We start from the raw sequence: 14,173 nt of genomic DNA on the forward strand, positions 1-14,173 counted from the left end.
GTCGTCTGGCGCTTTACTTGGCAGGCTGCCAGCTGTCTTTCAGGGTGACGATGCGGTTGAAGACGGGCTTGCCCGGCTGGCTGTCGATCCGGTCGGCCGCGAAGTAGCCGTGGCGCTCGAACTGGAAGCGCTGTTCCGGCTGGGCCAGTTCCGCGCCCGGTTCCAGCCACGCTTGCACCACTTCCTTGGCCAGCGGATTCAAGGCCAGCTTGAAGTCCTTGCCGCCCGCGTCCGGCTGCGGGTCGGTAAACAGGCGGTCGTACAGGCGCACTTCGGCGGCAATCGCCGTCGGCGCGCTGACCCAGTGCATATTGCCCTTGACCTTGTAGTTGGCGCTGCCTTCCGTGCCCGACTTGCTGTCCGGGAAGTAGGTGCAATGCACGGCGATGACCTTGCCGTCGGCATCCTTGTCAAAGCCCGTGCATTCGATCACATAGCCGTAGCGCAAACGCACCTTGCTGCCCGGCTTGTCGTCGATCGGCGGATACAGGCGGAAATAGCCCTTGTTCGGCACTTCCATGAAGTCGTCTTCCTCGATCCACAGCTCGCGCGAGATGGGGAAGGTGCGCAGGCCGCGCTCGGGGAAGTGCGGGTGCACGGGCGCCGTGCATTCCACGCTCTCGTTTTCAGGGAAATTGTCGATGATCAGTTTCAGCGGACGCAGCACGGCCACCGTGCGCGGCGCCTTCGGGTCCAGGTCTTCGCGCAAACAGCCTTCGAGCACGCTGTAGTCGATCCAGCCGTCCGATTTCGTCACGCCCGTGCGTTCGCACATCAGCTGGATCGCTTCCGGCGTGTAGCCGCGGCGGCGCATGCCCACCAGGGTCGGCATGCGCGGATCGTCCCAGCCGTCGACGATTTTTTCTTCCACCAGCTGGCGCAGCTTGCGCTTGCTGGTGACGATGTAGGTCAGGTTCAGGCGCGAGAATTCGAACTGGTGCGGCACCGGTTGCTGGAAGAAGCCGCCGGCGGCCAGGGTTGCCAGCAGCCAGTCGTAGAAGGGGCGGTGGTCCTGGAATTCCAGCGTGCAGATCGAATGCGTGATGTTTTCCAGCGCGTCCGAGATCGGGTGCGTGTAGTCGTACATCGGATAGATGCACCAGGCGTCGCCCGTGCGGTGGTGGTGCGCGTGGCGGATGCGGTAGATGGCCGGATCGCGCAAGTTCATGTTCGGCGAACTCATGGCATCTTCGCTCATCTTCGCGCGCAGGATGTGCTCGCCATCCTTGAACTGGCCCGCCTTCATGGCGCGGAACAGGGCCAGCGATTCGTCGCGCGGACGGTCGCGGAACGGCGAATTCTTGCCGGCCTGGCCGAAATTGCCGCGGTTGGCGGCCATGTCTTCGGCGCTCTGGCTGTCGACATAGGCGAAGCCGGCCGTGATCAGGTATTCGGCCATCGCGTACAGCTGGTCGAAATAGTCGCTCGCGTAGTGCAGGTGGCTCTGGCCGTCGCCATTCTTCGGTTCCCAGTCAAAGCCCAGCCATTTCACGCTGTCCATGATGGTGTCGACGTATTCCTGCTCTTCCTTGGCCGGATTGGTGTCGTCGAAGCGCAGGTTGCACTGGCCGGCGTAGTCGCGCGCCAGGCCGAAGTTGACGCAGATCGACTTGGCGTGGCCCACGTGCAGGTAGCCGTTCGGCTCCGGCGGGAAACGCGTGATCACCTGGGGCAGGCCGGGACGCACGTGGGTGCCGGCAGCCAGGTCGGCTTCGATGATGTTACGCAAGAAATTGGGCGCCAGCGCCGGAGCGGCGGCAGCGGTACTATGTTTATCGTTGCTCATTGATCAATGCGGAAGAGTGACAGTAAAGAGCATTTTACCGTACCGCAAGCGCTTGGATACGACCAATTCGCTGCCAATTCACCGGTATTTGCCCGCATATTCAGCCATGCAAGCGACGCCGGCGCCGTTCTATAGGATAATTCGCCTTTAATTAGCAAAGAAAACGTGACCCCGGAGCCTCATATGGAAAATTTATATAACGTCCTCGGTGTCGCGCCCAATGCCAGCGACGATGAAATCAAGAAGGTTTACCGCTCGCTGGCCATGCGCTTTCACCCCGACCGCAACCAGGCCCCCGGCGCCGAGGCGCGCTTCAAGAGCGTCACCAAGGCTTACGAGATCCTGGCCGACCCGGCCAAGCGGGCCGAATACGACCAGAGCGTGAACCACCGCATCATCATCGACCCGGAAGCGGAAGCGTACGCCTTGTGGTGCGGCGTGTTCCGCCTGCATGGCACCGCGCTTCCGGCTGATTGAAGGCGCTGGCGGCCGCCTGGCCAGCCTGAATAATTTGAAAAATAACAATGGCGCTTATCTATGACAGCGCCGCGTATTACATTGGAAAGCACAGCATGAGAAGAGTACACCCTGAATTCGCGTACCAGTCGCGCGAGCTGGAAGGCCAGATCGAAGGCATCCTCGGCGACCCGCCGAACCGCAAGAACTATAAAAGCATGGTCGACGCGCTGGTCGGCGAGTACGCAAGCGGCGGCGGCATCGAAGACGTGAACATGCTGGCCTTCGCGCTGGTCGACCACATCACGTTCAGCGACCCGAAAGGCTTGCTGGCCGAAAGCGAAGACTACGAGTTCGGCGACCCGGCCCGCGTGTTCTCCATGGCGAGCTGCGCCGCGCCCGAGGCGGCGAAGATGTACGCCGCCATCGAAGAGAGCTTCCCGGACCTGGCGCGCCAGGCCATCATCACCGCCTTCCTGCACAAGAATCCGCGCCTGTGGGACGACGACGATCAGTCGCTCGACCAGCTGGCCGCCAATGACGACGGCGACGACGAGCACGACGAAGACGAAGCGACCGACGATTTCGCCCAGATGTTTGACCAGGATGGAGATGACCATGGCAGATAATGACAAGCAAAATGCGGATCAAAAGAGCAATCTTCCCGCGCTGACGAAACAGGTCACGGAATTGGTATTGTCCGGTTCGCTGGGTCACGCCGAGCAGGCGTTTGCCGACGCGGCCGACCAGTATGGCGACCTGGCCGTGGTGGAAGTGCTGAACGCCATCCCGCCGCAGGTGACGGCCCTGCACCTGGCCGGTTTCGACGGCGGCAAGATGTCGCTGGCAACCTTGCTGGTGCCGCCGAAGGCCTGGGCCGACAGCCTGGCCTTCATCGCCGCCACCTGGAGCGACGACCAGATCGAGGACGATCCGGAACGCATCGCCGAGGCGCTGTTCGCGCACATCCACGGCGTGGTGTTTTCCACCGACGATGCCGAGCGCCGCCGCGAGCTGCTGCTGGAAGCGTCGGCCACCGACTGGGGCGCGACGGCCTTCGCCATCCTGTTCTCGATGGCGCCGAAGGAAATCCTCGAAGTGGCGGGCGAAATCGTCATCAAGGGGCCGTACGTGACGGGCGTGACCTCGTCCGACAACGACGTCGTGCCGCTGGCCATCGAACTGGCGCAGGCGAATGAAGACGGCTGGGACCGTTCGCTGTTCGAGCTGTTCCCCGACTTCCGCCACAGCGCCGACCTGGCCGACGCCGAATATTCGGACGACCCGGACGAAGAACCGACCATGTTGCAGCGCAGTACCAAGGAATTGCTGTACCGCCTGCGCAAGCAAGTGCCGAGCACGCGCAGCGCGCCGCGCAGCAGTACGCGCCGCAGCCTGGGCACCGGCATTTTCTCGTGATGAAAGCAGGGAACGACTGATGCTGCCAGCAATTGTTGTAGAGAATCTTCCGCGCCTGGTGCGCGCCATCAAGCTGCTGCCGAACGACCCGCGCGAGGACGCGGCGCTGAACCTGGCCGACGAATTGACGGGCATCACGGCCATGGTGGCCGAGAAGTTCACCAATGAACGCACGGCCGACGGCATCCAGAAGGCGCTGTACCTGACCGTGGGCGGCGTGTCGCTGGGCCTGGAGCAGGCCGTCACGCATGAAGGCGACCAGGCCGCGCTCGACTTCCTCGTCGAGCACGGCGCCGAGCACGCGTTCCAGGTGGGCTTTCGCCTGATCAAGGAATTGTCGCAGCTGCCCGAAGACGCCCTCGTCGGCGAATACGACCAGGACCCCGTCTACCTGCAGCGCCGGCTGCGCGAGCTGTTCATCGATATTTGCCAGGCCGACCCGAACCAGAACTGGGCCGGCTATGAAAAGTATGCGCTGCAGTTGCAACAGCGCAAGGAAGTGCAAGCCGTCGTGCGCCTGGCCAGCTGGCTGCGCCGCCACCATGACAACGGTCCCGTCAGCGACAGCGACTTGAATGCCGAGGGCGTCATTGCCCTGGCCATCATTTTCGCCATCGAGGGCGGCGGGCGCATCATCGCGCGCACGGGACAGAAGGAGTTCGAGCGTTTCGTGCGCTCCGTGCGCAAGAACAAGCCCGACTTCGAGGAAGGCTGGGCCGCCCTGGTGGCCAAGGTGCCCGTCCAGCATCACCCGGTGCTGCTCGACCGCATCGCTTCCTACCGCCGCAGCTGCACCGTCGTGCAGAAGATCCTCACGCGGGCCAGCATGAAAAGCCTGTTCGAGGACCTGGAAAACTATGCGGGTTCGGAGCTGGACGCGGATTATTCGTGATCGTTGATGTCGGATCACGGGGCAGCTTCGCCACCGCTAATCCGACCTACGCCGACGCGCGTCCTGTAGGTCGGCTTAGCTGCGGCATAGCCTCAGCGTAAGCCGACATTGCTGGCGTTGCATTGATGCATGCGATTGTCGGATTACGCCCTGCGGGCTAATCCGACCTACTGCTGTCCTTCCATGGCCGCTTCCTCGGCCAGCTTGACGAACGCCGCCACCAGCGGCGATGTCTCTTCTTCCCGTTGTGCCAGTAACAGACTGGTGGTCGCCTGCGGGTCGGCGATCGGGCGGTAGCACACGCCATCCATGCGGATGCGGTCGAACGAGGCGGGCAGCACGGAAATGCCGCAGCCAGCCGCCACCAGGCCGATGATGGTCGACGCTTCGCCCGCTTCCTGCGCCACGTGGGGCACGAAGCCGGCCGCCTTGCACAGGCGGAAGATCTGCGGATAAATCCCCGTGCCCGCATCCTTGGGATACATGACAAACGCTTCGCCCGCCATGTCGGCGATGGCGATGCTGCGCTTGGCCGCCAGCGCATGGGCGACGGGCAGCACGAGGAACAGCGGGTCCTGGCGCAGTTCCGTCAGCTTGATATCGTCGGGGTAGGCCGTTTCCGGCGGGCGCACGAAGCCCAGGTCCATGGTACGGCCACTGATCGCTACCAGCTGATGCAGGGTCGCCATCTCGTGCAAGGTCAATGTGACGTGCGGGAATTGCTGGCGGTAGCGGTTGATGACGGTGGCGAAGTACGGCGTAAATGGCGTGGAAAAGGTAAAGCCGATGCGCAACTCTCCCGCTTCGCCGCGCTGGGCCCGGCGCGCCGTGACGGCCGCCTGTTCCGACAGGGCCAGGATGCGCCGCGCATCGTCGAGGAAGAGGCGGCCGGCCTGCGTCAGCCGCACGGAGCGTTTGTTGCGTTCGAACAACTGCGCACCGAGTTCCGCTTCCAGCGCCTGGATTTGCTGGCTCAGCGGCGGCTGGCCGATGTGCAGGCGCTCGGCCGCGCGCGTGAAGTGCAGCTCTTCGGCGACGGCGACGAAGTAACGCAGGTGGCGTAATTCCATGGGATAAGTCGATCCAGTAATCGTTTTAAAGTATGAGTTGGGCCTTAAATATATATTGGACGATATGAGTTGGCAATCCTAACATGGAGACTCGCTTCCTCTTCCGAAACACGGCCATGTCTGATTCATCGCTTGCCTTTGCTCCCGCCGCCCCATCCGCCATCCCGGTTTCCGCTCCCGCTCCGGCGCCCCGCACGGCCATCGCCAAGGGGTCCATCGAATTCAAGCGCAGCAACCGCGCGCTGTTCTTCGGCGGCTTTTCGACCTTCAGCCTGCTGTATTGCATCCAGCCCCTGTTCCCGCTGCTGTCGCAGCAGTTTCATTTGACGCCAGCGCAAAGCAGCTGGTCGCTGTCCGTGTCGAGCGGCTTGCTGGCCATTTCGCTGGTGCTGCTCAGCGCCGTGTCGGACCGGGTCGGGCGCAAGCCGCTGATGGTGGCGTCGATGTTTGCTGCCGCCATCCTGACGGTGCTGTCCGCGTTCGCGCAGGATTATGCGCAGCTGCTGGCCATCCGCGCCGCGCTGGGCGTGGCACTGGGCGGCATGCCGGCCGTGGCCATGGCCTATCTGGGCGAGGAAATCGAGGGACCGTCGCTGGGCCTGTCGATGGGCCTGTACATCGCCGGCAGCGCGTTTGGCGGCATGTCGGGACGGCTGGTGGCATCCATGCTCAGCGATTTCCTCTCGTGGCGCTGGGCCCTGGGCGTGCTGGGCGTGGCCGGCGTGCTGGCGGCAGCCGAGTTCTGGCGCAGCCTGCCCGCGTCGAAAAACTTCGTGCCCAGCACCAAGGGCTGGAATGCCTTGCCGCACGCCATCCGCCAGCATTTTTCCGACCGTGGCTTGCCGTGGCTGTTCTGCCTGGCCTTCGTGCTGATGGGCTGTTTCGTCAGCCTGTACAACTACATCGGCTACCGCCTGCTGGCCGCGCCGTTCAGCCTGCGCCAGAGCACGGTCGGCTTGCTGGCCTTCTTGTATCTGATCGGCATCTTCAGCTCCGTCTGGGCGGGCCGCCTGGTGGACCGCCTGGGGCGCCGTGGCGTGCTGTGGATCATGCTGTCGGTGATGCTTTCCGGTATTTTGCTGACCTTGTTCGACTCGCTGCCGCTGATCGTCGGCGGCATGGCGCTGGCCACGTTCGGCTTCTTTGCCTCGCACTCGATCGCCAGCAGCTGGGTCAGCCGCCGCGCCCGCGCGCCGCAGGCGCTGGCCTCGGCCTTCTACCTGCTGTTCTATTACCTGGGCTCGAGCCTGATCGGTTCCGCCTCGGGCATGATGTGGGGCTTCGACGGCTGGACGGGCGTGGTCGCCATGCTGGGTGTCTGCCTGGGCGGCGGGGTGCTGATCGCCCTGCGCCTGCGCCACCTGCAGCCGCTGGGCGCGCGCGAAGCGGTGGGCTGAGGCGGCTATTTCGGGCACATGCCGATCATCGTTTCCCCATTCTTGCCCGCGCGCGTGGTCACGCACAAGGTGCCCAGCGCGCTGGTGATCTTGTAGGTGCGGCTGCCCTTGGCCGCATTGGCGCCGATTTCCTCGATTTTCGACGCCTCGTACCATTTCGGCGGCACGGCCGCATAGGCCTCGGCAAAGCCTTGCTGCATGCGCTTGAAGCCCGTGTCCTCGAATTTCTCCCCGCCCCGCTGCGGGAATTCCTTGCGCAGCTCCCTGTCGATCTTGCCCACGTCGCGTTTGGCTTGCGCGAGGATATCGGCCGCGCTCGGTGGCGTGACGAGCGTGACCGCTTCCGGCGATGCAGGCGCCGGCGGCGGGGCCTGCTCGACGGTTGCGGCGGGCAGGGCGCGGCTGATGGGGGCCGGCACCGGCCGGCGCGGCAGGCTCGCGGCCACTGGTTTTGCGCTGGGCGACGGTACCGGCTTCGGGTGCGCAGCGGGCGTGTGGCGCAGCCAGGCGATGGCCGGACCCCGCGGCAGATCCCCGTCAGTGGCAACGCGGGGCCGCGACTGCAGGAAGATATAGGCCAGGCCCACGTGCAGCAGGACGATCAGCAGCAGGCCGGGAGCGCGGCGGGGCAGGGATGGCAGCGAGGTCATGGAGGACATGGTGGTTCAGGTACGCCAATGTATCTGAGGTATTTGATAATTATCTAAAATGTCACAAGCGCTTACAAAAAAGTTCCTCTTGGCAATTTCAACGCCAAGGCGGCCGCCAGGGAACCCTGCGCCAGCCGGATGATCCAATCAGGAAGACATCACGCGAAGAGGAGATCACCATGTTGCAGGCAAAGGAAGTGGCGCGGCGCTTTGGCTCCATCGAGCAAGCGATAGGCGAGGCGGCGCAGCTGTGCGGCAAGCAGCAGGGCATGCCGATGGACTTGAAGGATTGCCTCAATCAGATGGACCAGCAAAAGAGCGCCGTGCGGCAAGCCATCGAGACGCATGACGATGCGCGCATCCGCCAGGCCGTCGACCAGATGGAATCGCTGGGCGACCGCGCCAAGCGGGCGTGCGGCACGGCGGCCGGCCTGACGCCGGAAATGCAGCGCGCCGTGCTGAAGGTCCACAACGAATTATCGGACTTGAAGCACCAGCTGCATTGAACGCCTGTCAAGACCTGCTGCGCGTCGTGGGGCGCGGCCTGCGATGCTCACCGGCCCGGCGTCCCCGTGCATTCGCACGGCCGTGTTTCTCTGGCCAACGGGGCGCCGAGCTTCACACCCGCTCGCCAGGGTTTTGTCAGCACGGTTTTGTCAGGCGTCGTAACGGTTTTACATCTGGCGGAACAGATGGGCATACAAGGGGCTGACGCGCAGTTGCGCCGGGTGCTGGCGCAGGGTCAGCGACAGCTTGCCCGCTTCGTCGCGCACGGCGCTGGCGATGGCGCTGGCATTGACGATGGTGCCTCGGTGGATTTGCCAGAATTGTTGTGGATCAAGCTGGGGCAGCAGTTCCTTCAGGCTCGTGCGTATCAGCGCTTCGCTGTCGCGGCACACGACATTGATGTATTTGTCGAGCGCTTCGAAATACACGACGTCGGCCAGCGCGATCATGCGCACGCTGTTGCCGACGGCCGCCCGTATCATTTGCAGGCGCGGGGCGGGCGGCACCATCGCCTGCAGCTGGGCCAACAGATGGGCCAGCCTGGCGTCGCTGGCGGCCTCGCTGTTGACGTTGGCATTGGCATGGGCACTGGCCTCGCCGATGACCGTGGGCGCCGGCGAGGCTGGCGCGATTGAATCTGTTGAACCTGTTGCTGCCCTTGCCGCGGCCTGGCTGTCCTGCCAGCGCTGCTGCAGGCGTTCCACCGTCTTGCCCAGGCGCGTGTCGTTGACGGGCTTTAACACGTAATCGGCGGCCGCATGCTCGAAGGCGGCCAGCGCGTACTCGTCATAGGCGGTGACAAAGACGATGTGCGGGAACGGCGCGCCGTCCGGCCATTGCTCGGCCAGCTCCTCGGCCGCTTCCAGGCCTGTCTTGCCCGGCATTTTGATGTCGAGAAAGAGTATGTCGGGTTGCAGCGCCAGGCCTTGCCGCACGGCGTCGACGCCATTCGGGCAGGTGGCCACGATGTCGAGTTCGGGCCATAGCCGTTGCAAGGCATGCGCGAGGGCGGCGGCGAGTATCGGTTCATCTTCGGCGATCAGGGCGCGCGCGGCGGTCGTGTGGTCGGTCATGGAAGGGCGCTCGTGGTAGTGGTGGAGGAAAGGGGCAGGGCCAGGCGCGCGACGACGCCGGCCGGCGTGTTGGCGTCCAGCGACAGGCTGGCGGCGGTGCCGTACATGACGTGCAGGCGTGCGCGGATGTTCGATACGCCCAGCTGCGTGCCCTTGGTCTGGCCCGGATGATCGAGTCCCAGGCCGTCGTCGGCGACGGTCAGGGTCAGCAGACCGCCGGCCATGGCCGCCTGTACGTGGATGTGGCCGCCTTCGATCTTCGGTTCCAGTCCGTGCTGGATGGCGTTTTCCACCAGTGGCTGCAGCAGCATGGGCGGCACCTTGATGTCGCGCAAGGCGTCCGGCAAGTCCAGCGTAAAGTGCAGGCGCGCGCCCATGCGGACGGTCATCAGGCCCAGGTAGGCTTGCATCAGCGTAAATTCCTGGCCCAGCGTAGTGGATGCGGCGCGCGAGGAAGTCAGGGTGGCGCGCAGATACTGGATCAGCTGGTCGAGCAGGAGCTGGGCGCGGTCGGGGTCGAAGCCGATCAGGCCTTGCAGGTTGGCCAGGGTGTTGAACAGCATGTGCGGTTCGATCTGCGCCTGCAGCAGTTGCAGCTGGGCCTGCATGGCCTGGCGCGCCACGGATTCGGCGCGGGCCTTTTCCTCGGCTGCCGCCATTTGCAGGCGTGCAATCTTTTCGCGGCTGGAGAAAAACAGCACGGCGCCGCCCGTGACCAGCAGGGTGAAGACCAGCGTGCCCATCATTCTGGTGGGAATCAGGTTTTCCATGCCGCCCACCTCCACGCCCGTCAGCCAGCCGAACAGGAGCAGGCCCAGCACTTGTGCCACGGGCACGGAGAACGCGATGATCAGCAGGAAAGGCAGGAACTTCGGCCGCTGGCCATCGCCCCACAGGGTCAGGCGGATGCCGTCGATCAGCAGGAAGGCGATCGTGCCGATGCACATCGAGGCGACCATGTTCTGTCCCAGATGGCTGCCGGGATTGAGGATGTAGGTGATGACGAGTGCGCAGATCGCGTTCAGCGCCAGCGCATAGCGCGCGTCGGGCAGCATGCGGTAGTAGGGTGAGCGGGCCTTGGAGGCGGCTGGAGCGTCAGCGATGCGGGCGTCGGATTTCATGCGCGTGTCTGGTGGTGGCAAGGAGCGTTGAGCGATGGGGCATTGTCTGCCGGCGCTGCCGGCGGCGCAACAGGGCTGCGACGAAACGGTACCGGCACGGCGCCAGAAGCGCCATGGCGGCGCCAAGCGGCCCCGCTTTACTTTTTGCTCCCTGCGCGCAATAGTACGGCAAGACAGTCTTGAACTAGCAGTTTCGCGAAAAAGGAAATCCCATGTGGCCCTATCCACGCATCCTGGCGCACCGCGGCGGCGGCACCCTGGCGCCTGAAAATACCTTGGCCGCCCTGCGCTGCGGCCTCGCCTACGGCTACCGCGCCGTGGAATTTGACGTCATGCTGGCAGCCGACGGCGTGCCCGTCGTCGTGCACGACCCCGAGCTGGGGCGCACGGTGGCCGGCAGCGGCGCTGTCAGCGATTACACGGCGGCGCAGCTGGGGGCGATGGAGGCGGGCGCCTGGTTCGGCCCCGCATTCGCGGGCGAGGGCGTGCCCACGTTTGAGGCCGTGGTGGCGTATTGCAAGGCGCAGCGCATCTGGATGAATATCGAGATCAAGCCGGCGCCCGGCCATGACGCGCAGACGGGCGAAGCGGTGGCGCGTGCCGCGCGCGATTACTTTGCGCAAGAGATCGCCGCCGGGGAATTATTGCCCTTGCTGTCGTCGTTCAGCACCGCAGCCTTGCAGGCGGCGCGCCAGGCGGCGCCGGAACTGGCGCGCGGCTGGCTGGTCGAACAGCTACCGCCCGATTGGGCGCGGCAGGCGAGCGAACTGGACGTGGTGGCGCTCCATTGCGACCACCAGCAGCTGACGCACGCGCTGGCGCTGGCAATCAAGGAAGCAGGGTTGGGATTGTTCTGCTACACCGTCAACACGCCCGAACGGGCCAGTGAATTGCTGGCCTGGGGCGTGGACGGTTTTTGCACGGACCGGATCGATCTGATTCCATCCATGGAGTAGGGCGGATTAGCGGGGCAAGGCCCCGCGTAATCCGACGACAGCGTTGGCACAGCCGGTGGCGATGTCCGGTTACGCGCCTTGCGCTAACCCGACCTACAGCCTAACCCGACCGACAGCCGTCCTTAGAACGTCACGCGCATGCCGACCGTGATATTGCGCCCCGTCAAAGGCGCCGCGTTCTTGATGAACGAGGTGTGGCTGTACGCCAGTTCGTTCGTCAGGTTGTTGGCCTTGATGTAGAACTGGGCCGGCGTGGTGCCGATGCGCGTGTCGTAGTTGGCCGAGAGGTTCAGCATGTTGTAGCCCGGCGTTTCCGTTTCGAACGCCGCCACTTTATCCTGCTTGCCCACGCGGTAGAACTCGGCCACGCCGCTCCACGCCTGCCAGTTGGCGTCGAATTTCACGCCAAAACGCTGGGCCGGGATGCGCGGCAGGTTGCCGCCGTCGTTGGCCAGCTTGGCCCGCACATAGTCGCCGAACACGCTGGCGCCGAACATGGGGTTGAGCTGCTGGCGGATCTGTCCTTCGACGCCCGTAAACGTGGCGTCGCGCTGGGCGTACTGGATCAGCTGGAAGCCTTCGTGGCTGTCCAGCGTGGAGCCGAAGATGTAATTATCTACCTTGTTGCGGTAAGCGCTGGCCGAGAACGTCGTGGCGCCCGCATATTTGCGCAAGGTCAAGTCGATATTGTTCGACGTTTCCTTGCCCAGGTTTTCATTGCCCAGCTCATACGTGGCCGTGGCCATGTGCACGCCATGTGCATACAGCTCTTCGGCGCTGGGCAGGCGGTGCGTGCGCGAAATGATCGAACCGAGCGAATACTGGGGCGCGAATTTCCACACGGCGCCCAGCGACACGGACGTGCCCTTGGCGCTGCGGTCTTGCAAGGTGGGGCTGTCGACCGTGATGTCTTGCCATTCGTGGCGCAGGCCCGCCTCGAAGCGCCATTGGTCGAGCTTGTATTCCTCGACCAGGAAGGCCGCGTGTTTCTTGGTCACCGTCGGCGCCACGTACGCTTCCTCGCCCAGGGCCGAGAAGTCGCGCTTCGACGTTTGCAGGCCGACCACGCCGCGCCAGCCGAAGAGGGGATGGTGTTCCATTTCCAGGCGCGCGTCGTGGCCCTTGTTTTTAAAGGTGGTGGCGATTTCCGTGCCTTCGATTTCGTCGTGCTTGTAATCGGTGAACGCGGCGCGCAGGCGCAGCTTGGCGAAGCCGGGCACGGGGTCGCGCAATTCGCCGCGCACGTCCCAGCGCTCGCTCTTCAGCTTCACGTACGGCACGCTGCCGTGTTCGTGGTCATGGTCGTGCTCTTCTTCATCGCCGTGGCCGTGGCCTTCATGGCCGCCGCAGTGCAGATGCGTGCCGTGCGGGTGGCAGCTCTCGAATTCATGGTTATGGCCGGGCAAGCCGTATTCCGCGTGCTGGCTGGTGAAGGCCAGGCCCAGGAAGCCGCGCGCTCCCACCCACGACACGCCCACGCTGCCCGTGTCCGTTTCGTTGTAGCTGCCGGCCACTTTCGAGCCGCCTTGCCAGCCGCTGCCGACCTTGTATTCCTTGGCGTCGCGCTTGACGCCTTCCGCGTGGAAGGCGATGTTGCCGGAGCCGCCAGTCACTTCAAAGGCGCCCGCCTTTTCGCGTGCGGCCGAGTTGGCGCGCACTTCCGCGCTGCCTTCGAAACCCTTGGCCGGCACGCGCGTGGGGATTTTCTTGTCGATCACGTTGACGACGCCGCCCACGGCGCCGCCGCCATACGCGAGTGCGGACGGGCCGCGCAGCACTTCGATCTGTTCCGACAGCATCGGCTCGGCCGCGACAGCATGGTCGGGACTGATGGTCGAGGCATCCTGCACTTCGGCGCCGTCGGACAGCACCTTGACGCGCGGGCCATCCATGCCGCGGATGATGGGGCGGCTGGCGCCGGCGCCGAAATGGCTGGACGTGATGCCGGGCTGGCCGGCCAGGGTTTCGCCCAGGGTCGCTTCGCGGGCGCGCACCAGTTCCTCGCCTTCGAGCACGGTGACGGGCGTGCTCATGTCGTCGCTGCCCAGCGCCAGGGCGCTGGCCGAGATGGTGACGGCGGGCAAGGTGGCTGCCTGCTGCGCCCATGCGCTGGCGGGCGCGGCAAAGGCCAGCATGAGGGCGATGGCGAGCGGGGTCGGTCGGGCGTGGGAAGCGTGCAATGGTGCGGACATGGGCGAGAATTCCTTTATCGGCTAACGGTGTTGGCAGGGTTTGGGCAGGTCATTGCCGGATGGGGTGACTGCCTGAAGATGATAATGATAACCCATTATCATTATTGTGTGACAGTTTTTCCGGGCGGTGGAAAAAGGCGGATGGTGTATTCTGTCGGCTATGGAACGCACAACACGCCAAAAAACCGCCATTCAAGCCGCCATCGAGTCGGCCCAGCGCCCGCTGTCGGCGCAGGAAATCCTCGAACAGGCCAGCCTGCAGGTGACGCAGCTGGGCATCGCCACCGTTTACCGTAATTTGAAATCGCTGGTGCTGGAAGAAAAAGTACATGTCGTGACCTTGCCGGGCGAAAACCCGCGCTACGAATCGAACACGGCCGCCAATCACCACCACCACCATTTCCAGTGCACCACATGTCAGCGCGTGTTCGACGTGCATGATTGCCCGGGCGACTTGAAGCGCATGGCGCCGCAAGGCTTTGTCGTCGAGCGCCACGAACTGACCCTGTACGGCCGCTGCGCCGACTGCAATGCGGCCGCCGGCGTCGCGGGCTCCGCCGCGGCGGGGGCCGCGGCTGCCGGCACCGCGCACGCCTGCGCCAGCCAGCACGACCCGGCCTGAGCGGGCAGGTTGTCGATGTTGGCACGGGCGCA

General features: G+C 64.5%; 14 protein-coding genes. 8 read left to right on the top strand and 6 right to left on the bottom strand.

Annotated features, from left to right (window positions below; translation table 11 throughout):
* Window positions 1–13: 13 nt before the first annotated feature.
* Entirely contained in the window at window positions 14–1,786 is a 1,773-nt protein-coding gene (locus AC1RDJ_RS11850) for a glutamine--tRNA ligase/YqeY domain fusion protein (protein WP_071325011.1), read from the bottom strand.
* Window positions 1,787–1,969: 183 nt separating this feature from the next.
* On the opposite strand from AC1RDJ_RS11850, the gene AC1RDJ_RS11855 reads away from it, so the two are divergent.
* The 4 genes from AC1RDJ_RS11855 (at window position 1,970) to AC1RDJ_RS11870 (ending at window position 4,553) form a co-directional block, all read left to right on the top strand.
* Entirely contained in the window at window positions 1,970–2,263 is a 294-nt protein-coding gene (locus AC1RDJ_RS11855) for a DnaJ domain-containing protein (RefSeq protein WP_071325010.1), read from the top strand.
* Window positions 2,264–2,358: 95 nt separating this feature from the next.
* On the top strand, window positions 2,359–2,871 hold the full coding sequence (locus tag AC1RDJ_RS11860; RefSeq protein ID WP_071326651.1) for a hypothetical protein: 513 nt from the start codon (window positions 2,359–2,361) through the stop codon (window positions 2,869–2,871).
* On the top strand, window positions 2,861–3,661 hold the full coding sequence (locus AC1RDJ_RS11865; RefSeq protein WP_034781755.1) for a hypothetical protein: 801 nt from the start codon (window positions 2,861–2,863) through the stop codon (window positions 3,659–3,661). The genes AC1RDJ_RS11860 and AC1RDJ_RS11865 overlap by 11 nt, the downstream gene beginning before the upstream one ends.
* A 19-nt stretch (window positions 3,662–3,680) precedes the next feature.
* Window positions 3,681–4,553 (top strand): hypothetical protein, encoded by an 873-nt coding sequence (locus AC1RDJ_RS11870; protein ID WP_071325009.1) that lies wholly within the window; start codon window positions 3,681–3,683, stop codon window positions 4,551–4,553.
* A gap of 167 nt (window positions 4,554–4,720) precedes the next feature.
* On the opposite strand, the gene AC1RDJ_RS11875 is transcribed toward AC1RDJ_RS11870, so the two are convergent.
* Entirely contained in the window at window positions 4,721–5,623 is a 903-nt protein-coding gene (locus AC1RDJ_RS11875) for a LysR family transcriptional regulator (protein WP_071325008.1), read from the bottom strand.
* A 116-nt stretch (window positions 5,624–5,739) separates the two neighbouring features.
* On the opposite strand from AC1RDJ_RS11875, the gene AC1RDJ_RS11880 reads away from it, so the two are divergent.
* Window positions 5,740–7,020: an MFS transporter gene (locus tag AC1RDJ_RS11880; RefSeq protein ID WP_493027537.1), complete on the top strand. Its 1,281-nt coding sequence runs from the start codon at window positions 5,740–5,742 to the stop codon at window positions 7,018–7,020.
* Window positions 7,021–7,025: 5 nt separating this feature from the next.
* Here the strand turns inward: AC1RDJ_RS11880 and AC1RDJ_RS11885 are convergent, their stop codons facing one another.
* Complete coding sequence (locus tag AC1RDJ_RS11885) at window positions 7,026–7,679, bottom strand: hypothetical protein (protein ID WP_493027538.1); 654 nt, start codon at window positions 7,677–7,679, stop codon at window positions 7,026–7,028.
* 170 nt (window positions 7,680–7,849) lie between these two features.
* On the opposite strand from AC1RDJ_RS11885, the gene AC1RDJ_RS11890 reads away from it, so the two are divergent.
* Window positions 7,850–8,176 (top strand): hypothetical protein, encoded by a 327-nt coding sequence (locus tag AC1RDJ_RS11890; protein WP_071325005.1) that lies wholly within the window; start codon window positions 7,850–7,852, stop codon window positions 8,174–8,176.
* A 168-nt stretch (window positions 8,177–8,344) separates the two neighbouring features.
* Here AC1RDJ_RS11890 and AC1RDJ_RS11895 read toward each other — a convergent pair whose 3' ends face one another.
* Window positions 8,345–9,250 carry a LytR/AlgR family response regulator transcription factor gene (locus tag AC1RDJ_RS11895; RefSeq protein WP_493027539.1) on the bottom strand — a complete coding sequence of 302 codons (906 nt, stop codon included), beginning with the start codon at window positions 9,248–9,250 and terminating at the stop codon, window positions 8,345–8,347.
* On the bottom strand, window positions 9,247–10,371 hold the full coding sequence (locus AC1RDJ_RS11900) for a sensor histidine kinase (RefSeq protein WP_493027540.1): 1,125 nt from the start codon (window positions 10,369–10,371) through the stop codon (window positions 9,247–9,249). Before AC1RDJ_RS11900 ends, AC1RDJ_RS11895 begins: the two co-directional genes overlap by 4 nt.
* Before the next feature lie 212 nt (window positions 10,372–10,583).
* On the opposite strand from AC1RDJ_RS11900, the gene ugpQ reads away from it, so the two are divergent.
* Window positions 10,584–11,327 (top strand): glycerophosphodiester phosphodiesterase, encoded by a 744-nt coding sequence (gene ugpQ, locus AC1RDJ_RS11905; RefSeq protein WP_493027541.1) that lies wholly within the window; start codon window positions 10,584–10,586, stop codon window positions 11,325–11,327.
* A gap of 122 nt (window positions 11,328–11,449) precedes the next feature.
* Here ugpQ and AC1RDJ_RS11910 read toward each other — a convergent pair whose 3' ends face one another.
* Window positions 11,450–13,519 carry a TonB-dependent receptor domain-containing protein gene (locus AC1RDJ_RS11910; protein ID WP_493027542.1) on the bottom strand — a complete coding sequence of 690 codons (2,070 nt, stop codon included), beginning with the start codon at window positions 13,517–13,519 and terminating at the stop codon, window positions 11,450–11,452.
* 160 nt (window positions 13,520–13,679) lie between these two features.
* Here AC1RDJ_RS11910 and AC1RDJ_RS11915 point away from each other — a divergent pair, with 160 nt between their 5' ends.
* Window positions 13,680–14,141 (top strand): Fur family transcriptional regulator, encoded by a 462-nt coding sequence (locus AC1RDJ_RS11915; RefSeq protein ID WP_493027543.1) that lies wholly within the window; start codon window positions 13,680–13,682, stop codon window positions 14,139–14,141.
* Window positions 14,142–14,173 lie beyond the last annotated feature (32 nt).

The sequence above is a fragment of the Janthinobacterium sp. GW822-FHT07H10 genome, assembly GCF_058798675.1.